The following is a 17,783-nucleotide window of genomic DNA, read 5'->3' as shown; positions in this document are numbered from 1 at the left end:
AAATGCAGGGTTGCGAAGGAGATGGATGATGGAACCGTTTGTAAGGAATGCTAAAGATGAACAGGTGGAACGGTTCGAGCTAGCTCCGTGGTTGGATTTAATTCCGGGAATCAGCGTTGGTTTTACCGGAAGATCAGGCGGGATTAGCGAGCCGCCGTATGATCGCTTGAATCTGGCTTATCATGTGGGCGACGATCCACAGCATGTCTTGGAGAACCGGCGCCGGTTAGCCGAAGCGCTGGGTTTTGCTCCCGATGCCTGGACCTGCGGTGAGCAGGTTCACGGCAATGCCGTTGCCGTGGTGCGTGCCGAAGATCGCGGCAAGGGATATCTGGATCGCAGCAGTGCCTTTCAGGAAACGGACGGGCTGGTGACGAACGTGCCGGGAGTGCTGCTGACTTCGTTTTATGCCGATTGCGTCCCGCTGTATTTCGCGGATCCCGGCAAGGGCGTCGTCGGGTTGGCCCATGCCGGCTGGAAAGGTACAGTCCGCCTAATCGCAGCGGAGATGATTCAAACGATGGAGCGCGAGTTCGGCTGCCAGCGGAGCGAGATTCGCACCGCGATCGGCCCGAGCATCGGGGGTTGCTGCTACGAGGTGGATGAGAAGGTGATGGTGAAGGTTCGTGAGGCGTTGTCCTCTGAGGAGGAGCTCACGGGGGAGAAGTCTTATGCATCCGCGTCAGAACATGCAGGAAAAACGATGCTGAACTTGAAAGAAATCAATCGAATCATTATGATTAAAGCAGGAATATTGCCGACTCATATCGAATGTACAACGTGGTGTACAAGCTGCCATCCGGAGGTTTTCTACTCCTACCGGGCGCAAAATGGTGTCACAGGGAGAATGGCAAGCTGGATAGGCATAAAAGAGAGGTGATCCTTCCCGTGTCGCTGAAGGAACGAATACAGCACGTGGAAGAGCGGATTATTGCGGCTTGCGAGCGGAGCGGAAGGAAGCGCGAAGAGGTCCATGTCGTCGCCGTAACGAAATATGTGTCGGCTGAAGATACGCGTAATGTCCTGGAGCATGGCATCGAGCATATCGGCGAGAACCGCCCGCAAGTAGCCGTTCCCAAATGGGAAGCGCTTGGCGGGCAAGGGACCTGGCATTTTATCGGACATTTGCAGAGCAATAAGGTCAAGGACGTCATCGGGAAATTTCAATATATTCATTCGTTGGACCGGCTGTCGCTAGCCCGGGAGTTGGAGAAGCGGGCGGCGGCGCTGGGAACGAGCGTGACTGCATTTATGCAGGTGAATGTATCCGGCGAAGTGTCCAAGCAGGGAATATCGCCGGAGACGGCGGCGGATGTTCTGCGGCAAATCGCGGAATTGAAGCATATTAAGATCGTCGGGCTGATGACGATGGCCCCCATTGAGGAGGAGGCGGAACGGACAAGGCCCGTATTTCGCCGGTTGCGCGAGTTGCGCGATCAACTCAACGCCCTGGCGATTACCGAGGAGCCCTTGACAGAATTGTCGATGGGCATGTCGGGAGATTTTGAAGTGGCGATTGAGGAAGGGGCAACCTGGGTACGCCTTGGAACGATTTTAGTGGGGAAAGGGGACTTGACGTAATGGGAGTAATGAACCGGTTTATGAACTTTCTGGGCTTGCAGGAGGAAGAAGAGATTGTGGAACGCGAACGGTTTTCCGGCCAAGAGGATGCGGAAATTGAAACCCCAAGCTTTGAATCCCGTAAAAATCAGAGAGGAAACAACGTGGTCAGCATTCACTCCCAGAAGAATGTCAAGGTGATCCTCTACGAACCTCGCTCCTATGAGGAAGCGCAGGAAATCGCTGACCATCTGCGTTCCCATCGGTCGGTCGTCGTGAATTTGCAACGGGTTCGCAATGATCAGGCGATGCGCATCATCGATTTCCTGAGCGGAACCATTTACGCGTTAAGCGGCAGCATTTCCAAAGTTGGCGCGAATATCTTTCTGTGCACGCCGGATACCGTGGAGATTCAAGGGTCCATCACAGAGATTTTAACGGAGGATTCCGATTACAACAAAATGAGGTGATGACAGCTTGGTAGGCTATATCGATTCCATCGTGGGGTTGCTATACAATATTTATTTTTATATGATCCTGGTTTATATTTTGATGTCATGGGTGCCCAATGCCCGTGAAAGTTTCATCGGCGAGTTACTCGGCAAGCTGGTTGAACCTTATTTGGCTCCTTTCCGGCGGTTTATCCCACCGATCATGGGGATGATCGACATTTCTCCGATTATTGCCCTGTTCGTACTCCGCTTGGCGGCCTTCGGATTAATGAGCGTTCTGCACTATATCTTCGGGTATTAGAAATGAAGGTGGAGTTCTATGAACATTTTAAACCGGAGGAACGGCCGTTCGTCGACCGGGCCTGGGAATGGGTAGTTAATGCCGGGGATTATCATGAGGTCAAGCTAAGCGACTTCCTGGATCCGCGGCAGTGTTATATCCTGGAGTCTTTGGCCAATCGGCACCCGGATACGCAACTCCGGCTGGACGGCGGCTATGAAGGCGCGGAACGGCAACGGGCGTTAATTGCTCCGGATTACCGGGATCTCGGCCAAGAATCGATGGGGTTGAAAGTACTCGATATCACCTCGGGAGACCAGAAGTTTTTAGCCCTGCAGCACGGCGACTATTTGGGGGCGATATTGGGACTGGGTCTCAAACGCGATAAGATTGGAGACATCCATGTCCGCGAGGACGGGTGCCATGTGATTGTCGCGGAAGAGATTGCCCCCTTCCTGCAGATGAACCTTCATCAGGTGCATCGCGTCAGCGTCCTCACCGACCTGCTGAACCTAAGTGAGCTAAGAACGATGGAGAAGGAGCTGGAGCCGCAGGAATTGACGGTGGCTTCCTTGCGATTGGATGGAATCGTCAGCGATGTTTTCCGATTAAGCCGCAGCAAAGTGCTGATACCGATCAAAGCGGGTCGCTGCCGGGTGAACTGGAGAACGGAAGAGGATCCCTCCACCCCGCTGAAGGCAGGCGACGTGGTTGCGCTGCAAGGCTTCGGTCGGTTTAAAGTGCTCGAGGCAGGCGGCTTGACCAAAAAGGGCAGACATCGTGTCAAAATCGGTAAATTTGTGTGAGGCGTTTTGCAGGAGATGGCGGATTCTTGTCGAATAAGATAGTTCGAACTGTTTCCTAATGTATCTCGTAATTGAATTGACCACGTCTTCCCGTTCAAGGGAAGTTTCGAAATTTCTAGGAGGTGGGGATCATGCCATTAACGCCGCTGGATATACATAACAAAGAGTTTTCCAGACGTATTCGCGGTTACGACGAAGATGAAGTCAACGAGTTTCTCGACCAAGTGATCAAGGACTACGAGATCGTGATCCGGGAGAACAAGGAGCTACATAACCAACTGTTGACTTTACAGGAGAAACTGGATCATTTCGCCAATATCGAAGAAACGCTCAGCAAGACGATTATCGTTGCGCAGGAAGCGGCCGATGAAGTGAAGAACAACGCGAAGAAGGAAGCTCAGTTGATCGTGAAGGAAGCGGAGAAGAACGCCGACCGGATCGTCAACGAATCGCTGGCCAAATCGCGCAAGATCGCCATGGAAGTGGAAGAGCTCAAGAAGCAGGCGTCCATCTACCGCGCTCGGTTCCGGACACTGGTGGAAGCGCAGCTGGATTTGCTTAGCAGCGACAGCTGGGATACCTTGGAGAACCGCGAACGCGTGGCGGATAAAGGGCAAGAGGTACAAGAACTGTATTAATCACAAACAACGCCATTTGGCTTCCGTAAAGGAGTGCCAAATGGCGTTTTGTTATTTGACTCCATCAAGCGGATCCAGTCGCGAGATCTGCCGGCGATATTCGGAAGGAGAGACGCCGGTCATATGCCTGAAGAGAGACAGGAAATGCTTTTTGTCCGCATAACCGACGGTCTGCATGATCTCCTTGACAGGAAGTCTGGAGGAGGCAAGCAGCTCGCGGCTCGCTTCAATTCTTCTCTTTTGGACGTATTCGTTAAACGTGCAGCCTGCGTATTGTCGGAACAATCGATGAAAATGGCGTTCGCTGACATGGCTGGCGATCGCAAAGCTGCGGGCGGTTAAAGGAGTATGAAAAGAGACGTCGATTTGGCGGACGACCTCCTCCATGGCCCGGTTTTCCGGAGCGGCGGCGGGACGGGAGTTCGCTTGATCGAGCCGCCGCTCCAGCATGACCGCCAGCTCGATAAACAGACCGTATAGCTGAAGAAGATAACCTGGATTTCTTTCCGAGTATTCACGGTAAGCTTTACGAAACCAGGTGCTCCATTGGCCGCCGCTATCCTTCAAGTGCAACCACCTCATGGGGGCTTCTCCAAACAGGCAGTGCCTGGAATGGGGCAGCTCCTCGAATCCCGGGAGGCACTCCAGACAGGAGCGAAGCTTCCCCGGCTCATACAAGCAATTGTATACGATCAAGGGCTGATGCAGGCCTGCGTGGCTCGGGCGAAAAACATGCCTGGCCCCGGCGGGGAGCAGAAACAAATCGTTTTTCGCGACGCGAACAACCTCATCATCGATATAATGAAACCCTTCCCCGTCGGCCACAAGCACGATTTCCACAAATCGATGGCTGTGCATCTGCAGATCAAACGTCTCCTCGGCCCGGTTAAAGAAAAAGGGGGTGGATTCCGTAAAAAAGGCGGTACCTTCCAATACCTTCTCCCCTCGGTATAAAGACAACCGAAATCCCTCCTTCCCTGCGCTTGCCCCTATTATAGGCGGCTGGTCCTGGCAGGGTCAATTACAAACGAACGCGCTAAGCCTGCCTGGGGACATGCTAGTTTGAAAGAACGGCGCCTGGGGCCAAACGAATATGCTCGACCACGGCATCAACCTCTCCCGGCGGCTGAATCACGACATCGATCCCGTCCGGGGACACGACGCGCAGATGCATCCGGGCGGTGGCAGGTGGCGATGGTCCGTCTCCCGCAAGTGCGTCTCCGGAACTCGGGGACTCCAAGCGCCAGGAGATATCGATTCTGCCGCCTCCCGGAACGGGAACCGTGCCGCGCGCCCAGGATAATCCCCCGCAAGGCTGCGGAGCCACGAGGACTCGGCTCCAACCGGGTTCAAGGCTACGCACACCAAGGACGTAAGCGCCCAGGAAGTAGGCCGGGCCTGCGGACCAGGCGTGACAATGGCTGCGCGTCAGCAGATTGGGGTTCGCCCGATTTTCCGTGAAGTTCGGGTACATTTCCCAGCAGGTCGTAGCCCCCCAATCGATCATCTGCCCGTATTGATGGCGCATATCCTCGATCATGACATCCCATTCGCTTAACTTCGCTAGCGCCTCGTAATAGAAGAAGGACATAAACGGGCTGCCGATTTGCACGAAGGAGCTGGGCGGCCGTCGAATGGTATTTTGAACGATCGCAAGCCGGCTTCTGCTTGAAGCATGAGCTGCTGCGGCTGCTGCGGCAGGATCGGACTGGGGCTGCGCGTTGATCGGTGGGTCGGTCTGCTCAGGGATCCCGCATAAGAAGGCCACCACTTGCGTTTGGATGCTGAAAATGTCAGAACGCCGCCCGTCGGTATGGATACAATCGAGGTAGGCGTGTTTTTCTTCCGACCATAAATGCGTATTGATGGCGATCGTCAAGCGGTTTGCCTGGTCGGTATAAAACGCTTCGGCCTCGTCATGGCCGAGGGCTGACGCCAACGCAGCGGCAGATGACAGCGCTTTGACCAGGAACATGTTCTGGTGCGATACGATGCCGTCGTTTGGCTGGTCCAGCGGGGCCCAATCGAGCAGATTCCAGCTGCGGATGTGCAGCAATCCTTGGGTATTGAGCCGCTCTAAATAATGCTGAAGCGTGTATTCGATGTGGGGGAAGATCTCCGTTGCAAAAGTTTTGTCCCCATTTTGGCGGTACAGCTCCAAGCAGGCGATAATCCAGAAAAAGGTCCAGTTCGGGATCACGCTGTTCCATCCGCTGGGTACCTGGTTGGCGTAAAACGGGGTCTGAAACTTGGAACCGGGCACGAGTCGCAGGCACCGTTCCACGATTGGGTCGGCCCCAAACAAATAGTAGTTGACCAGCGCTTCATTTCGGGCATCCCCAACCCAAAATGTCTGCTCGTACATCGGACAGTCGACGAAGGTATCTTCCATGCAGAGCCGCGTCGTATGTTGACTGATTTGCCAGATGTCGTTTAAGCGCGGATCCGAGGAATGGAACTGCCCGATCTCGGCGATCGGGTAGTTGCTTTGCAGCATTCGAATGGCTCGAATGCGCACGGGATGCGCTGCATTTCGTACGGTAACCTGGCAGTAACGCAAGCCTCTACGTACAGGAGACGTATACTTTTGGCGTCCGCCGGCACAGATGTATCGGAGCGTATGGTCCAATCCATAGGTATCCTGGCGTTGGCCTTCATGCATAAACTCGAATCCGTAAAAATCGAGGATTGCCCCTTCCGGCGCTTCAACCTCGAACTCTAAATATCCCGACAGCTCTTTGCCAAAATCAATCACGAATTCGGTATCCGCGTCGGGATACCAGGGGACCTCCGCCAGCTCGAAGCTGGGAATCACCGCTTGTTGAAGCGTATTTGGTATGGACAGGGGAGTTTCTTGTCTTTTCCAAACGGAGAGGATAAAGACGTCTTCCTGGCTGACCAGCGCATCCGGAACGGGCCGGAGCCATGGGGCAAACGGCAGGAGTCCCCCTGCATCCGAAATTTCTTTGGCTTGCAGATAGTCCGGATGGGCGTTATTCATCGGGGGACTCGGCTTGTGGTCGTAACGAATCCCGCCATCAAAGGGGCCGAGGGTCACAAAGGCGGACGTATCAGCTTCCCGAGTGTGATGAAGGTTGTTCGCCTGCGTTAACAAAAGGGGAGACAGGAACTCCAGCGGCTCCTTCGCATCCACAGCAAAATGATACCCACCCCCATGCGTCCCGCCGCTGACATCGATCAGCAAAAAATGGTCGCCCGGCTCCAGCTCAAGGCGAAGGAAACGTTCGGGGGCTTCGCCCGTCAGCGCCTTCTCCTCATACCAAACCCCGTCCAGACTGCAGCCGCGGAACGTCCCGCCGACATCGACCAGCCCCAGCGTAGCCGTGCATTTCTGCCGACAGCGAACCACGGTGGCGAGGAACCCAAGGAATTCGGCCGGGTTCGCCGTATCAGTGCTCTCTTCAAAAAAATGATTGCGCAGATCAATCGCCGCGGTAAATTGAACCGGTGTGACTTTGCGGAGCTGTTCAACGCGCCGAGGATAAACGGGCTCTTCCGTCAAATAAGGAATGTCCCGCGGGACCGGCATTCCCCATGGCTCGCATCCCGCTGGGCCGATCACGGCGGCTGGCTGCCACTCCGGTCCCGGCTGGTAATCCGGTTGAATCCAGTTGTCGTCCCAGAGCCGGGCGTCGATTCTTTCAGCAAAAGCATGCTGACAGGACATTCGCGGGGAGCGCGGGTCGTGGCCCGCAAGGGCCGCAGTGATCCAGGTGTAGTCGGTCGCTACCACCACCTGTCCTTGAGCGGAGTTGGTGTCTGTAGGGGGGAGGTCTGTGCCTTGGTCAGAAGAAGGGTCTCCAAGCTCCAATTGGGCCAGTAGTCCGCCACGTCCTCGCAGGTAATAGAAGTTGCTGATCCCAAAATGCATCACCATGACGGCGATCACGTTCGTTTGCCCCGGTCTTAACAGATGTCCGATTTCGTATTCGTCATAGGCTAACCGAAACGGCCAGGATCGCGGAGGGCCTTGCCCTACCCGTTGTCCATTCACGTACAGCACGTACCGGGAATCCGCCGTGAGCTTCAACCTCGCCTGTCCGCCGTTTTCTTTCGGCCACATCAACGTTTTGCGAAAACAACGCCACTCGTTGCGCGGGCTGGATTCGCCGGAATGCCAGATCCATTTTCCTTGCCAGAGGGTCTCCATCGGTTTGCTCGCTCCTTCTCGCATCAAATGATATCCCTTTCATTATAAAAGAGCAGGCGAAGATACAGAGGAGGGGAAAACGTACTCAGGTGGGGGATAACTGACATCCCGAAAAAAAGAAATCCGGGCGTAGCGTGATATCCCCGGTTTGGGGCATTATATTGACACGGGGAAGGCAATGCGATATAACTATTTACATATTGTACTTGCATAATGGAATCATTTGATGATGGGAACCAGTACGCCGCGATTTTTGTTCCCCAGAGAGTTGGCATCCTGCTGAAAGCCAATGTTCAATGCGCGGACGGAAGATCCTCCCGGAGAAGCAAGGCTGAACTCTTCTTGAAATCGGATTTTCAGCACCGAGAAGGTTGGTTGAATTCAAGATTCGGTGCCGAATCATCTACTTGGTCTGCCTCGTGATCATAATCCGACTTAGTAAGCCTTGCCGGTTGTCGGCCGTTACACCGACCCCATATGAAGCGTATGGGATCAAGGTGTCATGCCCATTTGCGGCCTCGTCCAAACGGCGGCTGCGTTTGAAGTGCATGAAACAAGGGTGGTAACGCGAGCACAAGTCTCGTCCCTTTTAGGGGCGGGGCTTTTTTATTTTTCAGGTTGAATCAAAGAAAGGAAGAGAAGCATGAAGAAAGTTGACGTCAAAGAAAATGCGCGTACGCGCGACCTGCGGATTCTGGACAAATGGAGTCGCGAAAATACGTTTAAGCGGAGTATCGAAAATCGGGCAGGCCGGCCGAACTACGTCTTCTTCGAAGGACCGCCAACGGCCAACGGTTTACCGCATATCGGACACGTGCTGGGACGCGTTATCAAGGATTTCGTCGGCCGCTACCAAACGATGAAAGGCTATCGCGTTGTCCGCAAAGCCGGCTGGGATACGCATGGATTGCCGGTTGAGCTGGGCGTGGAGAAGGAGCTTGGCATTTCCGGCAAGCAGGAGATCGAGAAATACGGCATTGAGGAATTCGTGAAAAAGTGTAAAGACAGCGTGTTTGGATATGAAAAGCAATGGCGTGAATTTACCGAAGCAATTGCATATTGGGTGGATCTCGACGATCCGTACATCACGCTGAACAACAGCTACATCGAAAGCGTGTGGAACATCCTGGCGACGATCCATGACAAAGGCCTGCTGTACCGCGGTCATCGCGTCAGCCCGTATTGCCCTTGCTGCCAAACGTCGCTTAGCTCCCACGAAGTCGCCCAAGGATATGAGGACGTGAAGGATCTCAGCGCCACGGCGAAGTTTAAGCTGAACGACACCGGTGAATATGTGCTGGCTTGGACGACCACACCTTGGACGCTGCCGTCCCACGTGGCTCTGGCTGTGAATCCGGATATGGAATATGCCCGTGTGCAGCAGGAAGACGGCGTATATATCGTGGCCAAGAATTTGGTTGAAAAAGTCATGAAAGGCGATTACACGGTCTTGTCGACGCACAAAGGTTCGGAGTTCGTAGGCAAAACCTATACGCCGCCGTTCACCTATATCCAGGCTGAGAACGTCAACGTGATTGTGGGCGCCTCGTTCGTTACCGATGCCAGTGGTACAGGGATCGTTCACATGGCACCGGCGCACGGGGAAGACGACTACCGCGTCTGCCGCGAGAACGGCATCACCTTCGTCAGCGTCGTTAACGGCCAAGGCCGTTATACGGACGTGGTGACGGATTTTGCCGGCCGCTTCGTGAAGGATTGCGACCTTGATATCGTGAAGATGCTGTCGGAGCAAGGCACGCTGTACAGCAAAGAGAAATACGAGCACAGTTATCCGTTCTGCTGGCGTTGTAAATCTCCGCTGCTCTACTATGCGATGGAGAGCTGGTTTATCGAAACCACTGCAGTGAAGGATCAGCTGATCGCCAACAACAACTCCGTGGACTGGTATCCAGGGCATGTCCGTGAAGGCCGCTTCGGGAAGTTCCTCGAAGAGCTGGTTGACTGGAATATCAGCCGGAACCGCTATTGGGGGACGCCGCTGAACGTGTGGGTTTGCCCGGATTGCGGCGGGCAGTTCGCGCCGCATAGCATCGCCGAGCTGCGGGAGCATGCGGTAGGTCAGGTCAGCGAGGATCTGGAGCTGCATAAGCCGTACGTCGACGAAGTGAAGGTCCATTGCCCGCATTGCGAAGGCGGTGTAATGGAACGGACGAGCGAAGTGATCGACGTCTGGTTCGACAGCGGTTCGATGCCGTTTGCCCAGCATCATTATCCGTTCGAGAACCAGGAGAAGTTTGCAGAGCAATTCCCGGCGGACATGATCTGCGAAGGGATCGACCAAACGCGCGGCTGGTTCTACAGCTTGCTGGCCGTGTCCACGCTGTTCACCGGTAAAGCGCCGTATAAAGCCGTCATCGCCACCGGTCACGTGTTGGACGAGAACGGACAGAAGATGTCTAAATCTAAGGGGAATGTCATCGATCCTTGGGAAATCATCAACGAGTTTGGCACGGACGCGTTCCGCTGGGCGCTTTTGTCGGACAGCGCGCCTTGGAACAGCAAACGCTTCTCCAAGGGGATCGTAGCTGAAGCCAAGTCCAAAGTGGTCGATACGTTGGTGAACACCCATGCGTTCCTGACGCTCTACGCCGGCATCGACGGTTATAAGCCGGAGGACCACGCGTACCGTCCTTCGGAGAACAAGCTGGACCGCTGGATCCTGTCCCGTTTGAACAGCTTGATTCCGGCAGTGGATAAAGGCCTGGCGGTAAATGATTTCGTCAATTCCTCGCAAGCGATCGAAGGGTTTATCGACGAGCTGAGCAACTGGTATATCCGCCGTTCCCGCGACCGCTTCTGGGGCAGCGGACTGAACGACGACAAATTGTCCGCCTACCAGACGTTAACACACGTGCTGCTGACGGTATCGAAGCTGATCGCCCCGTTTGCGCCGATGATCGCCGAGGATATTTTCACCAACCTGGGCGGCGGGGAGAGCGTGCACTTGGCCGATTATCCGCAAGCGGATGAGTCGCTCATCGATCTGGCCCTGGAACAAGATATGGAGAGCGCGCGGCAAATCGTGGAGCTGGCCCGCAACGTCCGGAACGAGAGCGGCATCAAAACGCGTCAACCGCTGTCCAGCCTGATCGTCTCCATGGACCGGGAATTCGCGGTGGGCGAATATGAAGAAATCATCAAGGAAGAGATCAACGTTAAAGCGATCGACATCGAGACGAGCGACAGCGGATTTGTTGATTTCACGCTGAAGATGAATCTGAAGGTCGCCGGCAAGAAATACGGCAAAAACGTTGGTTTCCTGCAAGGATACCTGAAAAATCTGGCACCGGAGCAAACCCGGGCGATCGTGGAGCAAGGTCAATTTACTGTGACCTCGCCGGAAGGTGAAGAGCTGACGGTTACCGCTGACGAACTGCTGGTGGAGAAACAAGCGAAACCGGGTTATGCTTCCGCTTCCGGTTACGGCTTAACCGTTGCACTGAACACCGATATCACGCCGGAGCTGGAGCAAGAAGGCTGGGTGCGTGAAGTCGTCCGCGCGGTGCAAGATACCCGCAAAAAGCTGGATCTGCCGATCGAGAAACGGGTGCACCTCACCTTGGATGTTGACGATGAGCTAAAAGCGGCCATCACCGCGTTTGAACATGTGCTGCGCGAGAACGTCTTGATCACCGACGTCGCCTTCGGCAAACCGCAGGGGTCTGCAGAAACGGTGGATCTCGGCAGCAAATCGATTGGGATTTCGATTGACGCGTAAACGCCTGAATGGAGCTTTTCCAGGAAGGTCATAATAGTAGCAATTGAAGCAAACGAGCCTGCGGTCTCCTTTCAGGGAGAACGGGCTCGTTTGTGTTTTAGGATACTCTGGGGAGCAAAGGATGGGGTGTAAATGACTCGTCGAAAACCGGCGCCCGAACCTGCGGCAGAGCCCTTGCCGGAAACGCCGGAGGAGCAGATGAACGCCGTATACCGCCTAACCCTAAACTGGACCAGGCAGTTGGAAAAATCGCGGATCGCCGAGTACACCGAATTGCTAAACCGCCCATGGCGCTTAATTTGGTTGAACCTGTTATCCGGTACGGCCCGGGGCGTGGGGGTGGCGATTGGCTTTACGTTTTTTGCGGCAACGATCATCTACATCCTGCAGGGCTTGGGTGCGCTGAACCTTCCGATCATCGGCGATTATATCGCGGACATCGTCCGAATCGTGCAAAGACAGCTGGAGCTTAATACGTATTAGGGCCGGTTCCGAGCGAATCCTCGCTATCCAAATGCTCCGTGGCACTCATATGTTTCCGGTAAACTCCGTTACGGTAAAAGCAGACGTTTTTGCCATAGATATCGGTGGCAACAAAAGACTCGTAAGGCTCGACAAACCCGTCAAGCTCATCGGACGCTTCGATTTCCATATCGTTGTAATCATCGATTTCCCGATCCTCGGCCATCGCCGGTGAATTTGAAGTGCCATAGCTCTCAACGATTTGCCAAGCGTCTTCACCGTCAAAACCGTTTTGGTCTTCGCGTTCATCCAGGCTTGTGCGGCCAAACGGAGGGGACAAGAAGATCTCCTCGATCGGCCGTTTGGCGGAAACGAACGTTTGCGGGCTGTGATCCTTGCAATACGCCGTTTCTGGAATCGCGCGGAGCCGTTCAAAGCTGATTGGCTTGCCGCAGGTTGCGCAGTAGCCGTAACTGCCGTCCTCGATCCGTTCGAGCGCATCCTCCACCCGGGCTAAATGCAACTCATGATGCTCGGCCAGCGCCAGGTCTTTTCCCCGCTCGTACACTTCGGAACCGAGGTCCCCGGGGTGATTATCGATTGGGCTTAGCTCATTGGTGTTATCGCGCATGGATTCATTCATCCCATAATGGTCATTGTCCGTCAACTGTTCGGTTAAAGTGGACTTGGTTTCCTGCAGTTTCGCGGTAAGCTCCGCGAGCTGGGCTTTCGTCAAATGCGGCATGTGGTTGCTCCTTCCTTCCTGCATCTAGAGCGGTGATTTGTAACGTCTCTTCTAGCGGTATTTTGTGCAGAACCATGACGAAATACCTAAGGAAAATCCTTTCGCGCATGGACGGGCCATTTCCGGCTGTGCTACAATATACAAGGCTTAGTAGAGGAATATCCTGCCGCTTTTGTACGGGCGGGAAATGAAAAACGAGGTGACGGACCGCGTGGTATATTTTTTGATTGCATTAATCGTTTTTCTGGTCGATCAAGGCACGAAATACTGGATTGCAACTGGACTAACGATTGGGGAACAGATCCCGGTGATCGGCGACTTCTTCCTGATAACCTCCCACCGGAACCGCGGCGCGGCGTTTGGCATTTTGCAGGATCAACGCTGGTTTTTTATCGTGGTGACTACGGTCGTGGTGGTTGGGATCGTCTGGTATTTGCTTAAAGTGAGAAAACAGCCAAACAAGATGCTGCCGGTGGCGTTGTCCCTGGTGCTTGGCGGAGCGATCGGCAATTTTCTGGATCGTGCCGTTAGCGGCGAAGTCGTTGATTTTCTGATGTTTAATTTCGGTTCGTACACGTTCCCGATTTTTAACGTAGCCGATTCTTGCATTGTTGTAGGTGTCGCGCTGATCATTTTGGATTCGCTGCTGGAGCTTCGTCGGGAGAAGCAGGCCGCAGCCCATCAGGAGCATGAGGAAAACGTATGAGTTTGGATCAAACGCTAGAGGATTTTGAGGATGAGAAGCTTGAGTGGGTGGCCGGACCGGCCGACGCGAAGGAGCGAATCGATAAATATGCAAAAATGCAGCTGGGGGAAGAGGTATCCCGCAGCCAGATTCAGCTGTGGATTGAAGCGGGGAACCTGGTCGTCAATGACGCGCCGGTTAAAGCGAACTACAAGCTGGCGGACGGCGACCGGGTTATGCTGGTGATCCCGGAGGCAGAGCCGACGGAAATCGTGCCGGAGGCCATTCCGCTCGATATTTATTATGAAGACGGCGATGTGATCGTCGTGAATAAGCCGCGCGGCATGGTTGTCCATCCCGCTCCCGGGCATGCCTCGGGGACGCTGGTCAACGCCTTGATGTTCCACTGTAAGGACCTGTCCGGGATCAACGGCGAGCTTCGCCCCGGGATCGTGCATCGTATCGACAAGGACACGTCGGGATTGATCATGGCTGCTAAGAACGATAAGGCACACGCTTCGTTGGCAGCTCAGCTGAAGGCGCATAGCGTGACGCGCAAATACTATGCTCTGGTGCACGGCAATGTTAGCCATGACCAAGGCACGGTGGATGCGCCGATCGGCCGCGATCCCCATGACCGCAAAATGTATACGGTGATCGAACGGAACAGCAAACATGCGGTCACTCACTTCCAGGTCGTCGAGCGGTTTGGCGATTATACGCTGCTTGAGCTGAAGCTGGAAACCGGACGAACGCATCAAATCCGCGTCCATATGAAGTTTATCGGCCATCCGCTGGTAGGAGACCCGCTGTATGGACGCAGCAAAGGGATCAAAATGGACGGACAAGCGCTGCATGCCGCCGTACTGGGGTTTGATCACCCGGAAGATGGGCGGTATTTGGAGTTTAGTGCACCGATCCCGGCGAATATGGAAGATGTGCTCCAATCGTTGAGAAACCGATGAGATCTTGAGGATCGTCGGTTGAAACCATGTGTGAAATGTTCATCTCCAGGAGACAGCTTGATCAAAAAGTACAAACGATCGGGTGATTAATCCATTCTCTAAATGGGCCGAATTCCTGCATATTTAAAGTGCGAGTTCGAACCATTCGAGAATGGATTTTTTCATGAATACGAAGGAGATGGACGTTTAAGATGAGTACGCTGAATGGACAGGAAACTTATATTCAACAGCAATTTGCGGAGCGCATTGGCGGGGCGAATTACGGCAAAGACACCGCTATTTATAAATTCGAGAAAATCAAACGTGCCAAAGCGGCGGCGAAGAAGGATTTTCCGGATATCGAGCTGATCGACATGGGCGTCGGCGAACCGGACGATATGGCGGATGCCGGCATTGTGGCCAAGCTGGCGGAGGAAGCGGCGAAACGCGAGAACCGCGGGTACGCCGACAACGGCATCGCCGAGTTCAAGGAAGCGGCGGCAAAGTACCTTCATGATGTATTTGGCGTCGAAGGCATTGATCCGGATACAGAAGTGGTGCACTCGATCGGCTCCAAGCCGGCGATCGCCATGCTGCCTTCCTGCTTCATCAATCCCGGCGATATCACGATCATGACTGTGCCAGGATACCCGATCATCGGTACGCATACGAAGTATCTGGGCGGTGAAGTATATACGGTTCCGTTGACGGAGAAGAACGACTTCCTGCCAGATTTGGATGCGATTCCGGAAGAGGTCGCACGCAAGGCGAAGCTGATGTATTTGAATTACCCGAATAATCCGACGGGCGCGAGCGCGACGAAGGAGTTTTTTGGCAAAGTGGTGGATTGGGCGAAGAAATATGAAGTGGTTATCGTCCATGATGCACCGTATGCCGCGCTGACTTATGACGGACTGAAGCCGTTGAGCTTCCTGTCTGTTCCAGGGGCGAAGGACGTTGGCGTGGAGCTGCACTCGCTGTCGAAGTCGTACAACATGACGGGGTGGAGAATTGGGTTTGTGGCCGGCAATCCACTGATCGTTAAGGCGTTTAGCGATGTGAAGGACAACAATGATTCCGGTCAATTCATCGCGATTCAGAAAGCGGCGGCTTACGGGCTCGCTCATCCGGAAATTACGGAGCGGATCGCCGCGAAATATTCGCGCCGCCACGAGCTGCTGGTAAACGCCCTCAACGATTTGGGCTTTAAGGCGAAGAAGCCGAAGGGATCCTTCTTCCTCTACGTCGAAGCGCCGAAGGGCGTGGAAGGCGGACCCACATTTACGACAGCCGAAGACTTCTCGCAGTTCCTGATCCGGGAGAAGCTTATTTCCACTGTACCGTGGGATGATGCCGGCCGTTTCGTCCGTTTCTCCGTGACGTTTATTGCCGACGGGGAGGACGAGGAACACCGCGTCATTTCCGAAATCAAACGCCGTCTTGGCGATTTGAAGTTTATTTTCTAACAGCAGAATTTTACCTTAACGCCTCTTGGGTGATCCCAAGGGGTGTTTTTTTGTTTGGGGTGGATGATGTGGTTCGTGAATGCTGCTGTGGTGTGTTGGTGGTTTGGTGGTGATGTGGTGATGCTGGGGTTGGTGGTGCAGCTGTTGTTATTGGAGTGTGTGTAGGTGGCGATGGTGCTGTTGCTGCTGCTGTTGCTGTTGCTGTTGCTGCTGCTGTTGCTTTAGTTGCTGTTGTTGATGTTGATGTTGCAGTAGGCGTTAGCATTGCTGGTGCTGCTCGTTGTTGGTATGAGGTTGCTGTTGATACTGTTACAGTTACTATTGCTATTGTGCGTTTCGGTTGCTATTGTGCGTTACTGTTGCTATTGTGCGTTACTGTTGCTATTGTGCGTTACTGTTGCTATTGTATGTTTCTGTTGCTATTGCTACTGTTGCTATTTAAAGTGCCCGCGCTAGTACATGTGCCAGTTCCGGTACCAATGCTGCTTTATGATCTAACGCTTGCCAGAAAGCTTATATGGGCAAAAATCACAGATTATTAATTCTAACGCTTGCCAGCAGTCTTATTTAGGCAAAACCAACCTGATTTGCACCGGAAAATCGCAAATAAGCTCTCCTGTAAGCGTTACGTCGCCGAAGGCCCCATTTTTCCCCGAATAGCGTTTCTGATCAGCGTTAGATCACGTCCCCTCGTCCACTCCCTCCCAAGCCCCTAAGCCCCCTCGTCCCTTCATCCTTACGTCCGCATGCCTCTGTTCCTGCATTATGGCCTCGCCGTCATCCATCACCTATCACCTAGAGTCTCGGTTAAATATTCAGAATGTTAGGGCGTTTATACAGTGATAAGGGATGGGGCTGGGTACCGATCAACCCGCTACAGCCAGGGATAAGCCGGGAAAACTAACGGTTGAATAAATATAACATAGTATGTATAATTATAAACATCAACAACACAGCAGGCTTCCACTCGGGAGATGGAAGGAACCTCAGCATCGGGGAAAAAGGAACTGGGCAGGGTGTCTTGACAGGCTAATTTCATTCTGTCATAATTCATGTAAACCATAAGCACCTTTAATTCAGTCCCGTGAGGCTGGCAAGGTAACGTGAATGGGGAATTGGGCGGACTACGCATATTTGCGGCGGTCCTCTATGTCCAAGACCTACATGATAGTCATGGGTGAACTGTGACTAAAGACTCCTTGCCTGGATTTCCGGCAAGGAGTTTTTTTATGCGCCTATCACGGACCGATGCAAGGTGACCCTATCCCTTAAGGAGGTCGCAGGCTGTGAGCAACGAAAGTCATATCATAATGGACGAAACAGCGATTCGGAGGGCACTAACGAGAATTGCGCATGAAATTTTGGAACGTAACAAAGGGATCGAAGGATGTGTGCTGGCCGGCATCAAAACAAGAGGGGTTTACCTCGCAAAGCGGCTGGCCGAACGCCTGGAGAGCATTGAAGGAACCTCCATTCCATGGGGCGAGCTGGACGTAACGAACTATCGCGATGATAAAAAAGAGGAGGCAGCCCAAGGGGCCGCCAAGGCCACCTTCCCGGTCTCGATTCAAGGCAAGAAAGTCATCCTGTTCGACGATGTGCTCTATACGGGCCGCACGATCCGGGCAGCGATGGACGCGATCATGGATTGCGGTCGTCCGGAGTCGATTCAACTGGCGGTGCTTGCCGACCGGGGACACCGGGAGCTGCCGATCCGGGCCGACTACATCGGCAAAAACGTACCGACCTCGCGGGCGGAAGAAATTGAAGTGCTCTTGACGGAGCACGACGGCACCGATCTGGTTCGCATCCTGCAAGCACGGGAGGGGAACTAA

Annotated in this window: 16 protein-coding genes and 1 other annotated feature; of the genes, 13 read left to right on the top strand and 3 right to left on the bottom strand. The window is 53.9% G+C overall.

The window, feature by feature from the left end:
- Positions 1-28: 28 nt before the first annotated feature.
- The 6 genes from pgeF to BN3277_RS15335 all read left to right on the top strand — a co-directional run bounded on the left by pgeF (position 29) and on the right by BN3277_RS15335 (position 3,736).
- Entirely contained in the window at positions 29-880 is an 852-nt protein-coding gene (gene pgeF / locus BN3277_RS15360; protein WP_187380081.1) for a peptidoglycan editing factor PgeF, read from the top strand.
- Between the two features lie 8 nt (positions 881-888).
- Complete coding sequence (locus tag BN3277_RS15355; protein WP_059044065.1) at positions 889-1,581, top strand: YggS family pyridoxal phosphate-dependent enzyme; 693 nt, start codon at positions 889-891, stop codon at positions 1,579-1,581.
- Positions 1,581-2,030 (top strand): cell division protein SepF, encoded by a 450-nt coding sequence (locus BN3277_RS15350; protein ID WP_059044064.1) that lies wholly within the window; start codon positions 1,581-1,583, stop codon positions 2,028-2,030. The genes BN3277_RS15355 and BN3277_RS15350 overlap by 1 nt, the downstream gene beginning before the upstream one ends.
- A gap of 7 nt (positions 2,031-2,037) precedes the next feature.
- Positions 2,038-2,313 carry a YggT family protein gene (locus tag BN3277_RS15345; protein ID WP_082691471.1) on the top strand — a complete coding sequence of 92 codons (276 nt, stop codon included), beginning with the start codon at positions 2,038-2,040 and terminating at the stop codon, positions 2,311-2,313.
- A gap of 2 nt (positions 2,314-2,315) precedes the next feature.
- Positions 2,316-3,098 (top strand): YlmH family RNA-binding protein, encoded by a 783-nt coding sequence (locus tag BN3277_RS15340; RefSeq protein ID WP_059044063.1) that lies wholly within the window; start codon positions 2,316-2,318, stop codon positions 3,096-3,098.
- A 131-nt stretch (positions 3,099-3,229) separates the two neighbouring features.
- On the top strand, positions 3,230-3,736 hold the full coding sequence (locus BN3277_RS15335; RefSeq protein ID WP_059044062.1) for a DivIVA domain-containing protein: 507 nt from the start codon (positions 3,230-3,232) through the stop codon (positions 3,734-3,736).
- A gap of 51 nt (positions 3,737-3,787) precedes the next feature.
- On the opposite strand, the gene BN3277_RS15330 is transcribed toward BN3277_RS15335, so the two are convergent.
- Both BN3277_RS15330 and BN3277_RS15325 read right to left on the bottom strand, forming a co-directional pair.
- On the bottom strand, positions 3,788-4,696 hold the full coding sequence (locus BN3277_RS15330; RefSeq protein ID WP_059044061.1) for an AraC family transcriptional regulator: 909 nt from the start codon (positions 4,694-4,696) through the stop codon (positions 3,788-3,790).
- Positions 4,697-4,793: 97 nt separating this feature from the next.
- Positions 4,794-7,907 (bottom strand): family 78 glycoside hydrolase catalytic domain, encoded by a 3,114-nt coding sequence (locus BN3277_RS15325; RefSeq protein WP_059044060.1) that lies wholly within the window; start codon positions 7,905-7,907, stop codon positions 4,794-4,796.
- Between the two features lie 217 nt (positions 7,908-8,124).
- Positions 8,125-8,498: a binding site (T-box leader), on the top strand.
- Positions 8,499-8,550: 52 nt separating this feature from the next.
- On the opposite strand from BN3277_RS15325, the gene ileS reads away from it, so the two are divergent.
- Positions 8,551-11,646, top strand: coding sequence for an isoleucine--tRNA ligase (gene ileS / locus BN3277_RS15320; RefSeq protein WP_059044059.1), 3,096 nt, complete (start codon positions 8,551-8,553; stop codon positions 11,644-11,646).
- Positions 11,647-11,778: 132 nt separating this feature from the next.
- The gene (locus tag BN3277_RS15315; RefSeq protein ID WP_059044058.1) at positions 11,779-12,129 is read left to right on the top strand and encodes a DUF5665 domain-containing protein; all 351 of its coding nucleotides are present in this window, start codon (positions 11,779-11,781) and stop codon (positions 12,127-12,129) included.
- On the opposite strand, the gene BN3277_RS15310 is transcribed toward BN3277_RS15315, so the two are convergent.
- Positions 12,116-12,853 (bottom strand): TraR/DksA C4-type zinc finger protein, encoded by a 738-nt coding sequence (locus BN3277_RS15310; RefSeq protein WP_059044057.1) that lies wholly within the window; start codon positions 12,851-12,853, stop codon positions 12,116-12,118. The genes BN3277_RS15315 and BN3277_RS15310 overlap by 14 nt on opposite strands.
- Positions 12,854-13,064: 211 nt before the next feature.
- On the opposite strand from BN3277_RS15310, the gene lspA reads away from it, so the two are divergent.
- The 5 genes from lspA (at position 13,065) to pyrR (ending at position 17,783) form a co-directional block, all read left to right on the top strand.
- Positions 13,065-13,559 (top strand): signal peptidase II, encoded by a 495-nt coding sequence (gene lspA / locus BN3277_RS15305; RefSeq protein ID WP_059044841.1) that lies wholly within the window; start codon positions 13,065-13,067, stop codon positions 13,557-13,559.
- Complete coding sequence (locus tag BN3277_RS15300; RefSeq protein ID WP_059044054.1) at positions 13,556-14,503, top strand: RluA family pseudouridine synthase; 948 nt, start codon at positions 13,556-13,558, stop codon at positions 14,501-14,503. Before lspA ends, BN3277_RS15300 begins: the two co-directional genes overlap by 4 nt.
- 191 nt (positions 14,504-14,694) lie before the next feature.
- Complete coding sequence (locus BN3277_RS15295; protein WP_059044052.1) at positions 14,695-15,948, top strand: LL-diaminopimelate aminotransferase; 1,254 nt, start codon at positions 14,695-14,697, stop codon at positions 15,946-15,948.
- A 155-nt stretch (positions 15,949-16,103) separates the two neighbouring features.
- Positions 16,104-16,490: a hypothetical protein gene (locus BN3277_RS25560; protein WP_148501062.1), complete on the top strand. Its 387-nt coding sequence runs from the start codon at positions 16,104-16,106 to the stop codon at positions 16,488-16,490.
- A 744-nt stretch (positions 16,491-17,234) separates the two neighbouring features.
- On the top strand, positions 17,235-17,783 hold the full coding sequence (pyrR, locus tag BN3277_RS15290) for a bifunctional pyr operon transcriptional regulator/uracil phosphoribosyltransferase PyrR (RefSeq protein ID WP_059044050.1): 549 nt from the start codon (positions 17,235-17,237) through the stop codon (positions 17,781-17,783).

The organism is Paenibacillus rubinfantis (assembly GCF_001486505.1).
In the GTDB taxonomy this organism is placed as follows: domain Bacteria; phylum Bacillota; class Bacilli; order Paenibacillales; family Paenibacillaceae; genus Fontibacillus; species Fontibacillus rubinfantis.
The sequence above is the reverse complement of the archived record's forward strand: the minus strand, read 5'-3'. Positions and strand labels throughout refer to the sequence as shown.

Excerpts from the sequence above, each read along its gene's own strand:
- BN3277_RS15295 (WP_059044052.1), top strand. The coding sequence starts at position 14,695 with ATGAGTACGCTGAATGGACAGGAAACTTATATTCAACAGCAATTTGCG.
- BN3277_RS15350 (WP_059044064.1), top strand. The coding sequence starts at position 1,581 with ATGGGAGTAATGAACCGGTTTATGAACTTTCTGGGCTTGCAGGAGGAA.
- BN3277_RS15335 (WP_059044062.1), top strand. The coding sequence starts at position 3,230 with ATGCCATTAACGCCGCTGGATATACATAACAAAGAGTTTTCCAGACGT.
- ileS (WP_059044059.1), top strand. The coding sequence starts at position 8,551 with ATGAAGAAAGTTGACGTCAAAGAAAATGCGCGTACGCGCGACCTGCGG.
- BN3277_RS15340 (WP_059044063.1), top strand. The coding sequence starts at position 2,316 with ATGAAGGTGGAGTTCTATGAACATTTTAAACCGGAGGAACGGCCGTTC.
- BN3277_RS15310 (WP_059044057.1), bottom strand. The coding sequence starts at position 12,853 with ATGCCGCATTTGACGAAAGCCCAGCTCGCGGAGCTTACCGCGAAACTG.
- pgeF (WP_187380081.1), top strand. The coding sequence starts at position 29 with ATGGAACCGTTTGTAAGGAATGCTAAAGATGAACAGGTGGAACGGTTC.
- BN3277_RS15325 (WP_059044060.1), bottom strand. The coding sequence starts at position 7,907 with ATGGAGACCCTCTGGCAAGGAAAATGGATCTGGCATTCCGGCGAATCC.
- BN3277_RS15315 (WP_059044058.1), top strand. The coding sequence starts at position 11,779 with ATGACTCGTCGAAAACCGGCGCCCGAACCTGCGGCAGAGCCCTTGCCG.
- BN3277_RS15300 (WP_059044054.1), top strand. The coding sequence starts at position 13,556 with ATGAGTTTGGATCAAACGCTAGAGGATTTTGAGGATGAGAAGCTTGAG.